Annotated in this window: 12 protein-coding genes and 1 pseudogene; 6 read left to right on the top strand and 7 right to left on the bottom strand. The window is 71.2% G+C overall.

What is annotated here, in order from left to right:
• Positions 1 to 89: 89 nt before the first annotated feature.
• Both ppdK and ACHBTE_RS14285 read right to left on the bottom strand, forming a co-directional pair.
• Positions 90 to 2,810 (bottom strand): pyruvate, phosphate dikinase, encoded by a 2,721-nt coding sequence (ppdK, locus tag ACHBTE_RS14290; RefSeq protein WP_394724151.1) that lies wholly within the window; start codon positions 2,808 to 2,810, stop codon positions 90 to 92.
• 480 nt (positions 2,811 to 3,290) lie between these two features.
• A complete protein-coding gene (locus ACHBTE_RS14285; RefSeq protein ID WP_394724150.1) occupies positions 3,291 to 4,493 on the bottom strand; it encodes an ROK family protein in 1,203 nt (400 codons plus the stop codon).
• A 121-nt stretch (positions 4,494 to 4,614) separates the two neighbouring features.
• Between ACHBTE_RS14285 and ACHBTE_RS14280 the strand changes: the two genes are divergently transcribed.
• The 3 genes from ACHBTE_RS14280 to ACHBTE_RS14270 all read left to right on the top strand — a co-directional run bounded on the left by ACHBTE_RS14280 (position 4,615) and on the right by ACHBTE_RS14270 (position 10,199).
• Entirely contained in the window at positions 4,615 to 6,168 is a 1,554-nt protein-coding gene (locus ACHBTE_RS14280) for a hypothetical protein (protein WP_394724148.1), read from the top strand.
• Positions 6,165 to 8,111 (top strand): glycogen debranching N-terminal domain-containing protein, encoded by a 1,947-nt coding sequence (locus ACHBTE_RS14275; RefSeq protein WP_394724147.1) that lies wholly within the window; start codon positions 6,165 to 6,167, stop codon positions 8,109 to 8,111. Before ACHBTE_RS14280 ends, ACHBTE_RS14275 begins: the two co-directional genes overlap by 4 nt.
• 186 nt (positions 8,112 to 8,297) lie before the next feature.
• Positions 8,298 to 10,199: a CDP-alcohol phosphatidyltransferase gene (locus tag ACHBTE_RS14270; protein WP_394724145.1), complete on the top strand. Its 1,902-nt coding sequence runs from the start codon at positions 8,298 to 8,300 to the stop codon at positions 10,197 to 10,199.
• On the opposite strand, the gene dusB is transcribed toward ACHBTE_RS14270, so the two are convergent.
• Positions 10,200 to 11,342, bottom strand: a complete 1,143-nt coding sequence (dusB, locus tag ACHBTE_RS14265) for a tRNA dihydrouridine synthase DusB (RefSeq protein WP_394724144.1) — start codon at positions 11,340 to 11,342, stop codon at positions 10,200 to 10,202.
• Between the two features lie 79 nt (positions 11,343 to 11,421).
• Here dusB and ACHBTE_RS14260 point away from each other — a divergent pair, with 79 nt between their 5' ends.
• Positions 11,422 to 12,867, top strand: a complete 1,446-nt coding sequence (locus tag ACHBTE_RS14260) for an MFS transporter (protein WP_394724142.1) — start codon at positions 11,422 to 11,424, stop codon at positions 12,865 to 12,867.
• A gap of 128 nt (positions 12,868 to 12,995) precedes the next feature.
• Here ACHBTE_RS14260 and ACHBTE_RS14255 read toward each other — a convergent pair.
• Positions 12,996 to 13,070, bottom strand: a pseudogene (locus ACHBTE_RS14255) (DNA-binding protein); the annotation flags it as partial.
• A 342-nt stretch (positions 13,071 to 13,412) separates the two neighbouring features.
• Between ACHBTE_RS14255 and ACHBTE_RS14250 the strand changes: the two are divergent.
• Positions 13,413 to 13,631 carry a hypothetical protein gene (locus tag ACHBTE_RS14250; RefSeq protein ID WP_394724140.1) on the top strand — a complete coding sequence of 73 codons (219 nt, stop codon included), beginning with the start codon at positions 13,413 to 13,415 and terminating at the stop codon, positions 13,629 to 13,631.
• A gap of 280 nt (positions 13,632 to 13,911) precedes the next feature.
• On the opposite strand, the gene ACHBTE_RS14245 is transcribed toward ACHBTE_RS14250, so the two are convergent.
• Positions 13,912 to 14,511, bottom strand: coding sequence for a TetR family transcriptional regulator (locus tag ACHBTE_RS14245; protein WP_394724138.1), 600 nt, complete (start codon positions 14,509 to 14,511; stop codon positions 13,912 to 13,914).
• A gap of 41 nt (positions 14,512 to 14,552) precedes the next feature.
• Positions 14,553 to 15,560, bottom strand: a complete 1,008-nt coding sequence (locus ACHBTE_RS14240) for an aldo/keto reductase (RefSeq protein ID WP_394724136.1) — start codon at positions 15,558 to 15,560, stop codon at positions 14,553 to 14,555.
• Between the two features lie 203 nt (positions 15,561 to 15,763).
• Here ACHBTE_RS14240 and ACHBTE_RS14235 point away from each other — a divergent pair, with 203 nt between their 5' ends.
• The gene (locus tag ACHBTE_RS14235) at positions 15,764 to 16,810 is read left to right on the top strand and encodes a chitinase (protein ID WP_394724134.1); all 1,047 of its coding nucleotides are present in this window, start codon (positions 15,764 to 15,766) and stop codon (positions 16,808 to 16,810) included.
• On the opposite strand, the gene ACHBTE_RS14230 is transcribed toward ACHBTE_RS14235, so the two are convergent.
• Positions 16,788 to 17,702, bottom strand: a complete 915-nt coding sequence (locus ACHBTE_RS14230; protein WP_394724179.1) for a LysR family transcriptional regulator — start codon at positions 17,700 to 17,702, stop codon at positions 16,788 to 16,790. The genes ACHBTE_RS14235 and ACHBTE_RS14230 overlap by 23 nt on opposite strands.
• Positions 17,703 to 17,779 lie beyond the last annotated feature (77 nt).

Genomic DNA, 17,779 nt, shown 5'->3' with positions numbered 1-17,779 from the left:
ACAGGGTGCCGCCCTCTTTCGTGCACCGGAGCCGCCGCCCATCGGTACTGAGGGTCGGGGACGGACGACGGCTCCGGAGTCGGGGGAGGTCAGCGGTGGTCGCTGCCCTCCGACTGGGTGGCGGCGCGGCCGGCCTCCAGGCGGGCCACCGGGATGCGGAACGGCGAGCAGGAGACGTAGTCGAGGCCGACCTCGTGGAAGAAGTGCACCGACTCCGGGTCACCGCCGTGCTCGCCGCAGACGCCGAGCTTCAGGTCGGGGCGGGTCTCCCGGCCGGCCTTCGCCGCGGCGGCGACGAGGGAGCCCACGCCGTCCTTGTCGATGGTCTCGAACGGGCTGACGCCGAAGATGCCCTTCTCCAGGTACGCCGTGAAGAACGAGGCCTCCACGTCGTCCCGGCTGAAGCCCCAGACCGTCTGGGTGAGGTCGTTCGTGCCGAAGGAGAAGAACTCCGCGGCCTCGGCGATCTGAGCGGCCGTGAGGGCGGCGCGCGGGAGCTCGATCATCGTGCCGATCGACAGCTTCAGCTGCACACCGGTCGCCGCCTCGACCTCCGCGATGACCTGGTCGGCCTCCTCGCGGACGATCTCCAGCTCCTGGACGGTGCCGACGAGCGGGATCATGATCTCGGCGCGCGGGTCGCCCTTGGCGTTCCTGCGCTCGGCCGCGGCCTCCGCGATCGCCCGCACCTGCATGGTGAACAGGCCGGGGATGACCAGGCCGAGACGGACACCGCGCAGACCCAGCATCGGGTTCTGCTCGTGCAGCCGGTGCACGGCCTGGAGCAGCCGCAGGTCGTTCTCGTGGGACTCCTGGCGGGACTCCGCGAGGGCGACACGGACCGACAGCTCGGTGATGTCGGGCAGGAACTCGTGCAGCGGCGGGTCGAGGAGACGGATCGTCACCGGCAGACCGTCCATCGCCGAGAACAGCTCGACGAAGTCCTTCTTCTGCAGCGGCAGCAGCGCCTTCAGGGACTCCTGGCGCTCGTCCTCGGTGTCGGCCAGGATCAGGCGCTCGACCAGCTCACGGCGGTCGCCGAGGAACATGTGCTCGGTGCGGCACAGGCCGATGCCCTGCGCACCGAAGCGGCGGGCGCGCATGGCGTCCTCGGCGTTGTCCGCGTTGGCCCGTACGCGCAGCCGGCGCTTGCGGTCCGCGAAGGCCATGATGCGGTGGACGGCCTCCACCAGCTCGTCCGCGTCCTGGGCGCCCGCGTGCATGCGGCCCTCGAAGTACTCCACGACCGGGGACGGGACGACCGGGACCTCGCCCAGGTAGACCTTGCCGGACGAGCCGTCGATCGAGATGACGTCGCCCTCCTCGACGACGTGCCCGCCGGGCACCGTCATCCGGCGGCGCTTGGTGTCGACCTCCAGCTCCTCGGCACCGCAGACACAGGTCTTGCCCATGCCGCGCGCGACGACGGCCGCGTGGGAGGTCTTGCCGCCGCGGGAGGTCAGGATGCCCTCGGCCGCGATCATGCCGTCGAGGTCGTCGGGGTTGGTCTCCCGGCGGACCAGGATGACCTTCTCACCGGAACGCGACCACTTCACGGCGGTGTACGAGTCGAAGACCGCCTTGCCGACCGCCGCGCCCGGCGACGCCGCGATGCCCCGGCCGACCTGCTCGACCTTGGCCTGGTCGTCGAACTTCGGGAACATCAGCTGGGCGAGCTGGGCGCCGTTGACGCGCTGGAGCGCCTCGGCCTCGTCGATCAGGCCCTGGTCGACGAGCTGCGTGGCGATGCGGAAGGCGGCGCCCGCCGTGCGCTTGCCGACGCGGGTCTGGAGCATCCACAGCTGACCACGCTCGATCGTGAACTCGATGTCGCAGAGGTCCTTGTAGTGGTTCTCCAGCGTCTCCATGATCTGCATCAGCTGGTCGTACGACTTCTTGTCGATCGTCTCCAGCTCCGCGAGGGGGACGGTGTTGCGGATGCCCGCCACCACGTCCTCGCCCTGGGCGTTCTGGAGGTAGTCGCCGTAGACGCCCTGGTGGCCGGAGGCGGGGTCACGGGTGAAGGCGACGCCGGTGCCGGAGTCCGGGCCCAGGTTGCCGAAGACCATCGAGCAGACGTTGACGGCCGTGCCGAGGTCGCCGGGGATGCGCTCCTGGCGGCGGTACAGCTTGGCGCGGTCGGTGTTCCAGGAGTTGAAGACCGCCTCGATGGCGAGGTCCATCTGCTCGCGCGGGTCCTGCGGGAAGTCCCGGCCGGCCTCCTTCTTGACGATCTTCTTGAAGGCGGTGACCAGCTTCTTGAGGTCGGCGGCCTCCAGGTCGGTGTCGACCGTGACCTTCTTGGCCTCCTTGGCCTTGTCGAGGGCCTCCTCGAAGAGGTCGCCGTCGACGTCGAGGACGGTCTTGCCGAACATCTGGATGAGGCGCCGGTAGGAGTCCCACGCGAACCGCTCGTCGCCGGCCTGCTCGGCGAGGCCCTTCACGGACTTGTCGGAGAGTCCGATGTTGAGGACCGTGTCCATCATTCCGGGCATCGAGAACTTCGCGCCCGAACGGACCGAGACCAGCAGCGGGTTGTCGGCCTGGCCGAGCTTCTTGCCCATGCGGGCTTCGAGGGCGTCGAGGTGCGCACTCACCTCGTCACGCAGTGCCGCCGGCTCCTCGCCGCTCTCGAGGTAGACCTTGCAGGCTTCCGTCGTGATGGTGAAGCCGGGAGGAACGGGAAGCCCCAGGTTGGTCATCTCGGCGAGGTTCGCGCCCTTGCCACCCAGGAGGTCCTTGAGGTCCTTGTTTCCCTCGGTGAAGTCGTAAACGAACTTCGCTACGTGGGGTTCTTTGTTTTCCGACACGGTCTCGACTCCCTCGAGGACGCGGTGGCTGCCCTGACGGCGAGGAACATACCCAGATCGAAGGCGCCTGGGTACGTCTACGCGTGCGTCATACGCCTGTAACCACCCGTCCGCCAGTGGATCGAAAGTCAAGGCTTGGCAAGCGAAGACGGGCGGATGTTTTCACTTCTTGAACGCAAGACCTTCCAGAAGTGCGGTTTTACGCTCAGATGAGCAGGCATCCCGCACGTCTGATTTCGATCGATGAACGATCAGAGGGTGGCACCGAGTGCCACCCCTTGGAGAAGTGCAGTCGCCCAAGATCCGCTCATCTGAGCGCAACCCTTATCAAGGGTGGCGAGAATCACGCTCCCACAGCCAACCGGATTTCACCATGCGGACGTGCCCTGGACATGCCTCGGTACGGAAACCCGCCCGTCACAGACCCGCCGACTCGCGACCCTCTGCTTCTGCGGTTGGGCCTGTCGCGCGCCCCGCCCCTCACACCCCCAGCGCGACCAGCCGGTCCTCCACCCGCTCCGGCGCGTACAGGTGCTCCACGACCAGCGCGCCGGCCCCCACCAGCCCGGCCCGCTCCCCCAGCCGCGAGGTCACGACGTCCAGATGAGCCGTGGAGCGCGGCAGGGCCCGCTGATACAGCAGCTCCCGTACGCCGGTGAGGAAGGGCGTTCCGGCCAGATCCCCGGCGATCATCAGCACCCCGGGGTTGAGCAGCGTCACCACGGTCGCCAGCACGTCCCCGACCTGCCGGCCCGCCTCCCGGGCCAGCGCCGCCGCCCCCGGGTGCCCGGCCGCGAGCAGGTCCCGCACATCCGCTCCCGAGGCCGCCGGCACCCCGCTCCCGGCCAGCCGCCGGGCCACGGCACCACCGCTGGCGACGGCGGCGAGGCAGCCGTACGAACCGCACCGGCACTGCGCGTCGGTGCCGGCCGGCACCCGGATGTGGCCGATGTCGCCGGCGCCGCCGTCGATGCCCCGGTAGATCGAGCCGTCGACGACGACCCCGGCGCCGATGCCGGTCGAGACCTTGACGAGGACGAACGCCGAGCAGCCGGGGAAGCCGGTGCGCTGTTCGCCGTACGCCATGAGGTTGGCGTCGTTGTCGACCAGGACCGGGACCGGCGGGTCGCCGACGGCCTCGGCGAAGGCACGGGCCAGGCGGGCCCTTATGTCGTAGCCGTCCCAGCCCGGCATGATCGGCGGCTGCACCACCCGGCCGGTGCCGGTGTCGACCGGCCCCGGGACGGCGAGCCCGATGCCGCAGACCTCCCGCCCGCGACGCCCCGCCTTCTCCAGCAGCTCGGCGAACCAGTGGCCCAGCTCCCCCAGCACCCGGTCCGGCCCCTCCTCGACGATCAGCGTGCCGGTGTGCTCGGCGAGGATCTCGCCGCTCAGCGACAGCACGGCGGCGCGCGCGTGCCGGGTCTCCAGGTCGGCGGACAGGACGACGGCATGGGCGTCGTCGAACTCCAGGGTGATGGAGGGCCGGCCGCCCAGCGGGGAGCCCACGGGCCCTACGGCGCCCTCGCGCAGCCACCCGGCGCGGAAGAGGCGGTCGAGGCGCTGGCCGACGGTGGCACGGGACAGCCCGGTCGCCTGCTGGAGGGCGCCGCGGGTGACGGCCCGTCCGTTCCGTACCAGTGCGAGCAGTTCCCCGGCGCTCGCCGGTCCTCGTGCGCCCATGCACGCCCCCTTGTGTTCCTCAACCCTGCATTACATATTGGGTTTTGCGTGTTAAATAGACGTAACCCTACGGTAGCCATGACCGAACCGGTCGGCCGGACGTCTTTTCGGGGAGCCCCGAGTGGAACGCAGTGCCCAACTCACCGTTCCCGCCGCGGAGCGTGACATCGCATACGATCCGCCGCGCGCCGCGGGTCCGCTGCACCTGAGGGCCGCCCGGGTGCTGGAGGCCAACTGGACCGGCGCCTCGACGGTGCCCTCGCGCGGGCTGTATCCCCACCAGTGGTCGTGGGACTCGGCGTTCATCGCGATCGGCCTGCGGCACATCTCGCCGTTACGGGCGCAGACGGAGCTGGAGACGCTGTTCGACGCCCAGTGGGGTGACGGGCGGATCCCGCACATCGTCTTCAACCCCTCCGTGCCGCTCGACGCCTACTTCCCGAGCCCCGACTTCTGGCGCTCCCCGGCCGCCGGGCGGGCCACGGGCGCCCCGCGCACCGTACAGACCTCCGGCATCGTGCAGCCACCGGTGCACGCGCTGGCGGCCTGGCTGGTGCACCTAGCCGATCCGGTGCTCTCCCGGGCGCGTGGCTTCCTCGCCCGGGTCCATCCCCATCTGGCCGCCTGGCACCGCTATCTGCTGCACCGTCGGGACCTGGGCGGCGGCGGCATCGTGTCCGTCGTGCACCCGTGGGAGCAGGGAATGGACAACAGCCCCTGCTGGGACGCCCCCCTGAGCAGGATCACGCCCGCCCCGGCCCGCTCCTTCCGCCGCGCCGACCTCGACCACGGGGCTCCCGAGGACCGGCCGACGGATCTGGACTACGGCCGCTATGTGCGGCTCGCGGCGGACTACCGCGACGGCGGCTATGCCGACGGCGCCGGTGACTTCGCCGTCGAGGACCCGGCGTTCAACGCCCTGCTCATCGCGTCCGAGCACGCGCTGGCCCGGATCGCCCGGGAGCTGGGCGCGACGGGCACGGCCCGGCACACGCGCGCCGAGCGGCTGACGGCGGCGCTGATCGAGCGGTTGTGGAACCCGGCGGCGGGCATGTTCCTCTGCCGTGACCTGCGGGGCGCCGGACCGGCCGGGGAGCTGATCCCCGAGCGCGGCGTCTCGGGTCTCGTCCCGCTCCTGCTGCCGACGCTCCCCCGTGACATCACCGCCACCCTGGTCGGCACGGCACACGGACCGCACTTCGGCCTCGGTGACACGACCCGCCTCGTGCCGTCGTACGACCTCCTCGGCGAAGCCTTCGACCCGCATCGCTACTGGCGGGGCCCGGCCTGGTTCAACACCGGCTGGCTGCTGGAGCGCGGGCTGCGCACCCACGGCGAGCGGCAGCGGGCCGACGCCCTGCGCCGCGCGGTGCTGGAGCTCGCCGACGCCTCGGACTTCGCCGAGTACGTCGACCCGTACACCGGCGCGCCCTGCGGCACCACCGGCTTCAGCTGGACCGCCGCCCTCACGCTCGACCTGCTGCACGAGGAGCCGGCGCGGGACGGGTACGGCGCCCCGGACGGCGCAGTCGGGGATCGCGGGGCCGAAGAGTTCGAAGAGTTCGAGGAGCTCGAAAGGACCGAGGAACCCGAGAAGTTCGACGCGTTCGAGGAATTCAAGGAATTCAAGGAGTTCAAGAAGTACAAGGAGTCCAAGGGAGGTAACCGGGGATGACGGACCGGCATCATCTGCTCGTGTTCGGAGGCACGTTCGCCGCCGTGGGCGACGGCGGGGACATCAGCGGCGTACGGGGCTCCGGCTCCCCGGACGGGCTGTTCGTACGCGACGCCCGGCACCTGAGCCGCTGGCAGCTCACCGTGGACGGGGCGGTGCCCGAGACGCTCTCCCCCGTCGCCGACGGGGACACCGCCCGCTGCGCCCTCGTCCCGCGCGGCGGTCGCAACGAACCGCCCGCGTACACGCTCTTTCGTGAACAGGCCGTCGGGGACAACGCGTTCATCGAGTCGCTGCGGGTGACGAGCAACCGCCCCGTACCGACGACGGTGCGCCTGGCGATCACCGCCGACGCCGACTTCACCGACCAGTTCGAGCTGCGCTCCGACCATCGCACCTACGCCAAGTCCGGTGCCGTCCGCTCCCGCCGGGTCCTGGACCACGGCGTGGAGTTCGGCTACCGGCGCGGCGAATGGCGCTCGCTGACGACCGTGACCGCCGACCCCGTGCCCGACGGCGTCGAGGAGACGGGCACCGGCGCCCGCCGTCTCGTGTGGACCCTCCACCTGGAACCGCACGGCACGGCCGAACTCATCCTCCGGGTGATGGCCCGCCCGCACGGCGACGAACGCCCCTTGCGGGTCCCGCGCTCCCCCGCCGCCCTCAACGAACGACTCCTCGCCGTCGAAGGCGAGTTCGTGGAGGGCGTAGCCTTCCCGACCGGCTGGCCGGAGCTGGCGGCGGCATGCGCCCGCGGTCTCGCCGACCTGGCCTCGCTCCAGGTCCGCGCGACGGGTCCCGACGGCGAGGACCTGCGCGTCCCGGCCGGCGGTGCCCCCTGGTTCCTGACCCTGCTGGGCCGCGACGCCCTGCTGACGTCCCTGTTCGCCCTGCCGTATCGTCCCCGGCTGGCCGCCGCCACGCTCCCGGCCCTCGCCGCGACCCAGGCGACGCGGACGGCCCCGGCCGGCACGGACGCCGTCTGCCGGCCCGGCAAGATCGTGCACGAGGTACGGCACGGCGAGCTGGCGCACTTCGGGCAGGTGCCGTACGGCCGTTATTACGGCTCGGTCGATGCCACGCCGCTCTTCCTGGTGCTGCTGGGTGCGTACGTGGAGCAGACCGGCGACCCGGCGCCGGCCCGCCGCCTGGAGCCGCACGCCCGCGCGGCGATCGGCTGGATGCTGGACCACGGCGGTCTCACCTCCCGCGGCTACCTGGTCTACCGCGCCGACCAGGGCGGCCTGGCCAACCAGAACTGGAAGGACTCCCCCGGCGCCATCTGCTCGGCCGACGGCACCCGTCCCGGCGGGCCGGTGATGGCCGCGGGCGCCCAGGGCTACGCGTACGACGCCCTGCGCCGCACGGCGTGGCTGGCGCGCACCGTATGGCAGGACGAGACCTACGCGGCCCTCCTGGAGCAGGCGGCGGGCGACCTCCGTGACCGTTTCCAGCGGGACTTCTGGATGCCTGCGCACTGCTTCCCCGCCCTTGCGCTGGACGGCGCGGGCAACCAGGTGGACGCGCTGGCGTCGGACGCGGGGCATCTGCTCTGGTCCGGGCTGCTGGACAAGGAGTACGGCGAACTGGTGGGCCGCCGCCTGCTCGAACCGGACTTCTTCTCCGGCTGGGGCGTACGCACCCTCGCCTCCGGCCAACCGGCCTACCACCCCCTCTCCTACCACCGGGGCTCGGTCTGGCCGCACGACAACGCGCTGATCGCCCTGGGCCTGGCCCGCTACGGCCTGCACGACGAGGCCCGCACGGTCGCGCACGGCCTGGTCGACGCGGCGACGGCGACCGGTCACCGGCTGCCGGAGGTCCTGGCGGGCTACGGCCGCGACACCCATGCGGAACCGGTGCCGTACCCCCATGCCTGCGTGCGCGAATCCCGCTCGGCGGCGGCTCCGCTGGCGCTCCTGACGGCGGTGGGCGGAGCGTAGACCGCAGCGCACGGAGCCCCCCGGCGCCCTGTTGTCCGGGCGTTTGCCCAGCGTTTGCCGAGCGCTGGGGCACCGGGGCTGAACACCGCCCGAGGACCCACCGTACGGAAGGACGGCGGGCCCCCAGCCTCCCCAGCGAGGGCCCGCCCCCACTCCACCAGGGGCCTCGCACGGAAGGACCTTCGGGTGCCCGCCTCCACACGCCACCACCAACCACCGGACCAGAACAACACCTCACCCGAACCGCCCCCCACCGATGCCCCGCTCTGCCCACCCCCCGACCACGAACCCGCGGACGCCGACGGCGGGGACGCGCCGCAGGGACCACCCGCACCCGGCGATGAGAGCCGCACGGGTGGAACGGGTGGGAAGAACGACCCGGCCGAAGGCGAAGCCGAGACCGGCCCGCCGACGCGCCCCCACGACCCGGCCGATGGCGAAGCCGAGGCCGGCCGCCCCGCGCGCCCCTACCTCCGCTGGGCCCTCACCGCCCTCGCCGCCGTCCTCATCCACGTCTGCCTGCAGATGCCGAACACCCTCGGCAACCTCAGACCCCGCGAATTCGCCCGTCTCCCCGCGGAGGCAGTCATCGCGGCGGCCGTATTCCTGGCCCTCCCCCGCCGCCCCCGCCGGATCCTCGCGGCCACCGCCGGTACCGCCCTCGGCGCCCTGACCGCCCTGAACGTCCTCGACATCGGCTTCAACGAATTCCTGGGCCGCCACTTCAACATCGTCCTGGACTGGGAACTCCTCGACGACGCGCAGTCGTATCTGAAGGACTCCCTCGGCGGCACGACCACCACGCTCCTCACCGTCGGCGTGGTCCTCCTCGTCGTCCTGCTGACGGCCGCGGTCGCCCTGGCCACCGTCCATGTCGCCGACCTCCTCGCCCGCCACGGGGCGAACGCGTCGAAGGGCGCCCTGGTGGCCGGCACCGTATGGATCACCTGCACGGCGTTCGGCGTCCAGGTCGCCGGCGTACCGTTCGCCGCGGACCACACCGCCGGTGTCCTCAAGGTCCACGCCCACCGTGCGCTGGACACCCTCCGCGACGAGGCCGCTTTCGCGAAGGACGCCAGGGCCGACACGTTCGGCAACACGCCTCCCGACCAGCTGGTCCCGGATCTGCGCGGCAAGGACGTCCTGTTCACCTTCATCGAGAGCTACGGCCGCAGCGCGCTGGAGGATCCGCAGATCGCGCCCGGCGTCACCAGGACCCTCGACACGAGCGACGAGGCCCTCGCGAAGGCCGGGTTCCGGGCGAGAAGCGGCTGGCTGACGTCGGCGACGTTCGGCGGCAGCAGCTGGCTCGGCCACTCCACCACGCTCTCGGGCCTGTGGATCGACAACCAGCAGCGCTACCGCACCGTCATGGCCAGTGACCACCTCAGCCTCACCAAGGCGTTCCGGAAGACCGGCGACTGGGACACCGTCGGCGTCATGCCCGGCGTGCAGAAGGGCTGGCCGGAACAGGCGTACTACGGCCTCGACAAGGTCTACAACGCCTTCCAACTCGGCTATGAGGGGCCGAAGTTCAGCTGGTCGACCATGCCCGACCAGTACGCGCTCGAAGCCTTCCAGCGCCAGGTCCACGGCAAGAAGCGTGACAAGCCCCTGATGGCGGAGATCATCCTGACGTCGTCTCACCAGCCGTGGGCCCCGATCCCGACGATGGTCGACTGGGACGACCTGGGCGACGGCTCGCTCTTCGCGTCGATCCAGAAGGCCGGGACCACGCCGTCGGACATCATCTCCGACTCGACCCGCTCCAAGCAGGAGTACGGCAAGTCGATCTCGTACTCCGTCACCAGCCTCACCCAGTGGCTGGAACGCTATGGCACCGAGGACACCGTCCTGGTCTTCCTCGGCGACCACCAGCCCATCTCCCGGGTCAGCGGCAGCAGCGCCGGCCGTGATGTGCCCGTCTCGATCGTCGCCAAGGACCCGGGGGTGCTGGACAGGATCGCCGACTGGAAGTGGACCGACGGCCTCCGGCCCGACGCCGAGGCCCCGGTGTGGAAGATGAGCTCGTTCCGGGACCGCTTCCTGACGGCGTACGGCTCGACACCGCACCCGTCGACGGGCTGATCAGCCCCCGGAGGTGTCCAGCTCCGCGTCCTCGCTGACGCCCGCGCAGTCGTACGGGTCCTTCAGCCAGCCGTCCGGCAGCACCACCCGGTTGTTGCCGGACGTACGGCCCCGGGGTCCGTCGGCGCCGGTGGGCCACGGCTGGTCGAGGTCCAGTTCGTCCAGCCCGCCCCGCAGTTCCTCCAGGGAGGACGTGATCGCGAGCCGCTTGCGCATCTCGGAGCCGACCGCGAAGCCCTTCAGGTACCAGGCGACGTGCTTACGGAAGTCGATGACCCCGCGCGCCTCGTCCCCGATCCACTCCCCGAGCAGCGTGGCGTGCCGGACCATGACGTCGGCGACCTCGCGCAGCGAGGGGCGGGCGATGTGCTCGGGGCGGCCCTCGAAGGCGGCGACCAGGTCGGCGAAGAGCCACGGCCGCCCCAGGCATCCGCGTCCGACCACGACACCGTCGCACCCGGTCTCCCGCACCATCCGCACCGCGTCCTCGGCCGACCAGATGTCGCCGTTGCCGAGCACGGGAATCTCCGGCACATGCTCCTTGAGCCGCGCGATGGCGTCCCAGTCCGCGGTGCCGCCGTAGTGCTGGGCTGCGGTGCGGCCGTGCAGGGCGATGGCGGTCACGCCCTCCTCGACGGCGATCCGGCCGGCGTCGAGGTAGGTGATGTGATCGTCGTCGATGCCCTTGCGCATCTTCATCGTGACCGGCAGGTCGCCGGCCCCGCTGACCGCCTCCCGCAGGATCGCGCGCAGCAGGTTCCGCTTGAACGGCAGCGCGGAGCCCCCGCCCTTCCGGGTCACCTTGGGCACCGGACAGCCGAAGTTCAGGTCGATGTGATCGGCCAGGTCCTCCTCCGCGATCATGCGGACGGCCTTGCCGACGGTGGCCGGGTCGACGCCGTACAGCTGGATCGAGCGCGGCTTCTCGGTCGCGTCGAAGTGGACCAGCTGCATGGTCTTCTCGTTGCGCTCGACCAGCGCCCGGGTGGTGATCATCTCGCTGACGAACAGCCCCTTGCCCCCGCTGAACTCCCTGCACAGGGTGCGGAAGGGCGCGTTGGTGATCCCGGCCATGGGGGCCAGGACGACGGGCGGCTGGACGGTGTGCGGGCCGATCTTCAGGGGCGAGGTGGTCGTGGGCATTCCCCCATTGTCGCGTACGGCGAAGGATGCGCCAGTCGTTAGTTAGACGCACTATCGAAACGGGCGTACCCTGGGCCCCATGCCCGAGCTCACCCCTCGCCGGCGCCTGCTGGTCCTCGCGATCTGCTGCATGAGTCTGCTGATCGTGAGCCTCGACAACACCGTGCTCAATGTGGCCCTGCCGGCCCTCCAGCGCGACCTGGGCGCCGGCACATCGGGCCTCCAGTGGACGATCGACGCCTACACCCTCGTCCTGGCCTCCCTGCTGATGCTGGCCGGCTCCACGGCGGACCGCATCGGGCGCAAACGCGTCTTCATGGCGGGCCTGGTCGTCTTCACGATCGGCTCGGCGCTGTGCTCCCTCGCGCCGAACCTGGACGCGTTGATCGCCTTCCGGATGGTGCAGGCGGTGGGCGGTTCGATGCTCAACCCGGTCGCCATGTCGATCATCACCAACACCTTCACGGACCCGCGTGAACGGGCCCGGGCGATCGGTGTGTGGGGTGGGGTGGTCGGCATCTCCATGGCGGCCGGGCCGCTGGTCGGGGGCCTGCTGGTGGAGTCGGTCGGCTGGCGGTCGATCTTCTGGGTCAACCTGCCGGTGGGGCTCGCGGCGCTGCTGCTGACCCTGCGCTTCGTCCCCGAGTCCCGCGCCGCGAAGCCGCGCCGCCCCGACCCGGTCGGACAGCTGCTCGTCATCGCGCTGTTCGGCTCGCTGACGTACGCGATCATCGATGCGCCGACCGCCCCGGCCGGCGAGATCCTCCTGTTCGGCGGCATCGCCGTGGCCGCGCTGATCGCCCTGCTGGCGTACGAGCCGCGGCGCGCCGAGCCCTTGATCGATCTGCGGTTCTTCCGTTCGGCACCGTTCAGCGGTGCCACGGTGATCGCGATCAGCGCCTTCGCGGCGCTCGGCGGGTTCCTGTTCCTGTCGACGCTGTATCTCCAGAACGTGCGCGGCCTGAACGCCCTGGACGCGGGGCTGTGGATGCTGCCGATGGCGGCGCTGTGCTTCGTCTGCGCACCGGTCGCGGGGCGTGTGGTCGGCAGTCGTGGGCCGCGGCTGCCGCTGCTGGTCGCGGGGGTGTCGATGACGGCGTGCGGGGTGCTGTTCGCCGCGTTCGAGGCGGAGACCGCGAACTTCACGCTGGTGCTGGGGTATGTGCTGTTCGGGCTGGGCTTCGGCTTCGTCAACGCGCCGATCACGAACACGGCGGTGTCCGGGATGCCCCGGGCCCAGGCCGGCGTCGCGGCGGCCGTCGCCTCCACGAGTCGTCAGCTGGGGCAGACCCTGGGGGTCGCGGTCGTGGGGGCGGTGCTGGCCTCCGGGGTTGGGGCGGCGTCGTATCGTTCGGCGTTCGTCGACGCGGCTCGTCCGGCGTGGTGGATCGTGGCCGGGTGCGGGCTCGTGGTGCTGGTCGTGGGGCTGGCGACCAGCGGGGCGTGGGCGCGTGGGACAGCCCGGCGCACGGCCGACCGGCTGGAGTCGGCCGAGCTGCGCGACGCGTCCCGGGTCAGCGCGTAGCCACCTCGCGCCGGGCCGCCTTGGCCAGCGCCAGTTCGTGCAGCTTCCTCAGTCCGACCTCGGCGGTCGGTGTGATCGACCACGAGCCGTCCCGCATGGCAGTCGCGGAACCCCTTGCGCTTGCTGCGGTGGGCCACCACCTCGTGGCGGTCCCAGGTCTCGCGGAACTCCGCCGACTCCGTACGCAGGCGCTTGAGGAGCATCCGGCCATCAGGCGCCGGCTCTCCTCCAGGCGCACGATCGACGAGCGGTATGGGGGCCTTCGGGCTGACCTCGCCGGTGTGCGGGCCGGGGTGATGATCACGACCCAGCATGCCTCCCTGGCGCTGGGGGTGGCGACACTCGGCACGCTCTTCCTCTGACGGGGCTGCTCAGCCTGCGCCTGCCGCGCACCATCGGCTGACCCACATGTGAGGGTGTGGCCACAGGTTGGTCAACTCAAGGGGGAGGTGTCCCTGTTGATGTTGGTCTTCATGCACACTCCTTGCTGCGCGGGGCCGTTCGGGTGCCGCGCGCAGGCGATGTCCTCGGACGCTGGAGGCGTCATGCTGGAGATCAACACGAGCAAGGTGAGCCGCTGGGACCAGCACGGACGGGAGCATGTCGTCAGAGTGGAACGCAAGGGCGCGCAGCGCGCGATCAGATGTGACACCTGCGGCTGGCGCAAGAGCGCGCAGTTCCTGCCGTGGCTGAAGGCCCAGGAACATCTGGCCCAGGCCCACCAGGCGACGGTGGATCCGGCGGAGACGAAGTCGGACCGCTGACCCACGTCCGCCGCCACCGCCCCGAGGGCCGGGAGCCGACGAGGCATCCCGGTCCCCACAGCGCACGGGGGCGGCGGGCGCAGGCTTCGTCCCAGTCACGGGCCCGGCGGGGCGTGGAGGTGCCGGCGGGGCATGGAGGGCTCGGTGGCGAGTGGAGGGCCGGCGGGACGTAGAGGGCTCGGCGGGACGTAGAGGCCCCGACAGGGGAACCCGAGGCCCTGACGGCGTGACAGGCTCGCGGATGTCACGGGCGTCCAGGCCGTCGCGGGCGTTTTGCCGCTCAGCCCTGTGCCCGAAGCCCCCGGATCAGCAGGTCCACGAGCGCATCGAACTCCGCCTCCACACCCGGCTGTTCCCACTCGCGTGCGTAGTGCGGGTCGTGGAAGCGGTCGGTCGCGCGGAAGAGCGCGCCTGCCGTGGTGGCCGGGTCCTCGGCGGCGAAGGCGCCCGCGTCGGCGCCCGCGCTCACGATGTCGGTGAGCTGGCCGGTGAGTTCGGCGATGTGTTCGCCGACGACCGTCTCGGCGGTCTCGGTGGTCAGCACCGAGTACGTGGCGAAGAGCTCCGGGTCGTCGAACGCCTTGCGCCGCTTGGCGGCGAAGAGCGCCGCTAGCCACTCGCGCACCCGGGCCTCCGGGTCCAGGCCGGGTCGCGCGACGATGGCTGCGAGAACCTCGGTCGTGCGGTCCAGCCACCTCTTCGTCACCGCTTCCCGCAGCGCCGCCTTGGTACGGAAGTGCCGGTAGACGCTGCCATGGCTGACGCCGAGCGCCCGGGCCACGTCGACCACGGTGGCCTTGGCCGGGCCGTGCCGACGCAGCACCTCTTCGGTGGCTTCGAGGATGCGCTCGGCGGTCAGGGTCTGGGGCGTCGGTGACATGCCCTAGACCGTACCCGGCCCGGGCGGCGGCGCCGCGCTCACTACTTGCTGCCCAGGTGGGCCATCTGCGCGGCCGGATACCGGTCGCCCGCCGCCGCGCCGGCCGGGACCGCCGCCTCGATCGCCGCCAGGTCGGCCGCGTCCAGCGTGACGCCCAGCGCGCCCAGCGACTCGGTCAGCCGCTGCCGGGTCCGGGCGCCGACGAGCGGCACGATGTCCTCGCCGCGGGAGAGCACCCAGGCGATGGCGGTCTGCGCGACGGTCACGCCCTTCTGCTCGGCGATGGCGCGCACGGCCTCGACCAGGTTCAGGTTGTGCCGGAGGTTCTCGCCCTGGAAGCGGGGCGAGACGGAGCGGAAGTCGTCGGCGGCGAGCTGCCGGTCCCGGCTGAAGTGGCCGGAGATCAGCCCGCGGGACAGGACGCCGTAGGCGGTGATGCCGATGCCCAGCTCGCGGGTGGTGGGCAGGATCCCCTCCTCGATGCCCCGGGAGATCAGCGAGTACTCGATCTGGAGGTCGCAGATCGGGGCGGTGGCGGCGGCGCGGCGGATGGTGTCGGCGCCGACCTCGCTCAGGCCGATGTGACGGACGTACCCCTTCTCGACGAGTTCGGCGATGGCGCCGACGGTCTCCTCGATCGGCACGTCCGGGTCGAGCCGGGCGATCCGGTAGACGTCGATGTGGTCGACGCCGAGGCGCTGGAGGGAGTACGCGGCGAAGTTCCGCACGGCGGCGGGCCGTCCGTCGTAGCCGCTCCAGCCGCCGTCCGGGTCCCTGAGCGCCCCGAACTTCACGCTGACCAGCGCCTGTTCACGGCGCTCGGCGGGTGCGGCGCGCAGGGCCTCGCCGATCAGCGTCTCGTTGTGCCCCATGCCGTAGAAGTCGCCGGTGTCGAGCAGGGTGACGCCGGCTTCCAGGGCGGCGTGGATCGTCGCGATCGACTCGGCGCGGTCCGCGTCGCCGTACAGCGCGGACATGCCCATGCAGCCGAGGCCGAGGGCGGAGACCTGGGGGCCGGTGGTTCCGAGGGTGCGTGTCTGTGTGGTCATGGATCCAGCTTGGCATGACAGCTGACAGATTTCAATATCTGTTAGCTGTCATTTGCCACCCACCGCCATTGACACCATCCACCCCTCCCTGCAAACGATTGGTCCAGACCTATTGACGAAAGGTCTGGACCGCGAGCACAGTCATCCCGAACAGCTCTGTCATGCCTACGACACCTCACCGCACCCCCACCGGGAGGCCCCGCATGATCCGCCGCGCCCTCAGCCTGCTCACCGCAGCAGTGGCGACCGTCTGTCTGACCCAGCTCCCAGCCGCGCCCACCGCCACCGCAGCGGAGACCTGCGCCGTGAAGTCCAAGCCCGCCGGCAAAGTCCTCCAGGGGTACTGGGAGAACTGGGACGGCGCCGCCAACGGCGTCCATCCGCCCTTCGGCTGGACCCCGATCACCGACTCCCGGATCGGCGCGCACGGCTACAACGTGATCAACGCGGCCTTCCCGGTCATCCGCTCCGACGGCACGGCGCTGTGGGAGGACGGCATGGACACGGGCGTGAAGGTCGCGACACCGGCCGAGATGTGCGCGGCGAAGGCGGCGGGCCGCACGATCCTGCTCTCCATCGGCGGGGCGACGGCCGGCATCGACCTCAACACCACCGCCGTGGCGGACCGCTTCGTCGCGACCATCGTGCCGATCCTGAAGAAGTACAACTTCGACGGCATCGACATCGACATCGAGACCGGCCTGATCGGCAGCGGCAGCATCAGCCAACTGTCCACGTCCCAGGCCAACCTGATCCGCATCATCGACGGGATCCTGGCCCGCATGCCGTCGAACTTCGGCCTGACGATGGCCCCCGAGACGGCCTACGTCACCGGCGGCAGCGTCGTCTATGGCTCGATCTGGGGCGCCTACCTGCCGATCATCAAGAAGTACGCCGACAACGGCCGCCTGTGGTGGCTGAACATGCAGTACTACAACGGCAGCATGTACGGCTGCTCCGGCGACTCCTACTCGGCCGGCACCGTCGAGGGCTTCGTCAAGCAGACCGACTGCCTCGCCAAGGGCCTGGTGGTGCAGGGCACGACGATCAAGGTGCCGTACGACAAGCAGGTGCCGGGCCTGCCCGCGCAGCCCGGCGCGGGCGGCGGCCACATGTCACCGTCCCTCGTCGCCCAGGCATGGCGGCACTACGGCAGCGCCCTCAAGGGCCTGATGACCTGGTCGATCAACTGGGACGGCTCGAAGAACTGGACCTTCGGCGACAACGTCAAGGCGCTCCAGGGCCGTTGACGGAGCGCACGCCCGGAACCCCGAGCACGTCGAGTATCGCCCGCGTGGCCGGACTCGGATTGAACCGGCTCCACGCGAGCACCTCGATCCGGCGCGGCCCGTCCACCACCGGGACCAGCGCCAGCCCGGGGTTCCGGTCGGCCAGCGGCCGGACGAAGGCCGACGGCAGCAGCGCGACCCCGAGCCCCCGCTCGGTCAGCCGGGTGATCAACTCGACGACCCCGACCTCGTACGCGACGTCCCGCACCAGCCCGGCGGCGGTGAACGCCTGATCGGACTGGGCGCGGGCGGGCGTGCCCTGCATGAAGTCCACGAACGTCTCGTCGGCGATGTCCCGCAGCCCGACCCGCTCGACGCCCGCGAGCCGGTGCCCGGCCGGCACCACCAGCACATGCTCGTCGTGGTCGAGGATCAGCGTCTCCACCTCGGTGGGCCGCTGGTCCTCGGGCAGTCCGAGGAAGGCGATGTCCAGCTCCCCGTCCCGGATCGCCGTCACCAGGTCGTCGCTGCGCCCGGAGCGCAGCACGACCCGGACCTCGGGGTGCAGGCCGCGATAGCGCTGCACCAGCTCCGGTACGTCGACCGCGGCGGCCGTCACGATGACACCGACGGCGAGCCGTCCCCGTACGATCCCGGCCGCCGCGGCGGCGTCCGCGGCCGCGCGGTCGGCGGCGGCCAGGCACTCCCGCGCGCCGGCCAGGAACGCCTCCCCGGCGCTGGTCAGTTCCACGCGCCGACTGGTCCGGGCGAAGAGCTTCACCCCCAACTCCCGTTCCAGACCGGCGATCCGGTGGCTCAGGGAGGACTGCACCACGGCGCAGCGCTCGGCGGCCCGCGTGAAGTTGCGGGTCTCGGCGACGGCGACGACGTACCGCATCTGCTGAAGGTCCACGCATTCATCGTTCAAGTTCATCGCTGCTATCGCAACCATGCTTTGGAGGCATGGCTGTGGCGGGCCGAGACTGCGGG

It is taken from the genome of Streptomyces sp. M41 (assembly GCF_043673425.1).
Classification (GTDB): domain Bacteria; phylum Actinomycetota; class Actinomycetes; order Streptomycetales; family Streptomycetaceae; genus Streptomyces.
The sequence above is the reverse complement of the archived record's forward strand: the minus strand, read 5'-3'. Positions and strand labels throughout refer to the sequence as shown.

Bases quoted from the DNA above. Each gene is read 5' to 3' on its own strand.
- ACHBTE_RS14285 (WP_394724150.1), bottom strand. From the start codon at position 4,493: ATGGGCGCACGAGGACCGGCGAGCGCCGGGGAACTGCTCGCACTGGTA.
- ACHBTE_RS14275 (WP_394724147.1), top strand. From the start codon at position 6,165: ATGACGGACCGGCATCATCTGCTCGTGTTCGGAGGCACGTTCGCCGCC.
- dusB (WP_394724144.1), bottom strand. From the start codon at position 11,342: ATGCCCACGACCACCTCGCCCCTGAAGATCGGCCCGCACACCGTCCAG.
- ACHBTE_RS14260 (WP_394724142.1), top strand. From the start codon at position 11,422: ATGCCCGAGCTCACCCCTCGCCGGCGCCTGCTGGTCCTCGCGATCTGC.
- ACHBTE_RS14250 (WP_394724140.1), top strand. From the start codon at position 13,413: ATGCTGGAGATCAACACGAGCAAGGTGAGCCGCTGGGACCAGCACGGA.
- ACHBTE_RS14245 (WP_394724138.1), bottom strand. From the start codon at position 14,511: ATGTCACCGACGCCCCAGACCCTGACCGCCGAGCGCATCCTCGAAGCC.
- ACHBTE_RS14240 (WP_394724136.1), bottom strand. From the start codon at position 15,560: ATGACCACACAGACACGCACCCTCGGAACCACCGGCCCCCAGGTCTCC.
- ACHBTE_RS14235 (WP_394724134.1), top strand. From the start codon at position 15,764: ATGATCCGCCGCGCCCTCAGCCTGCTCACCGCAGCAGTGGCGACCGTC.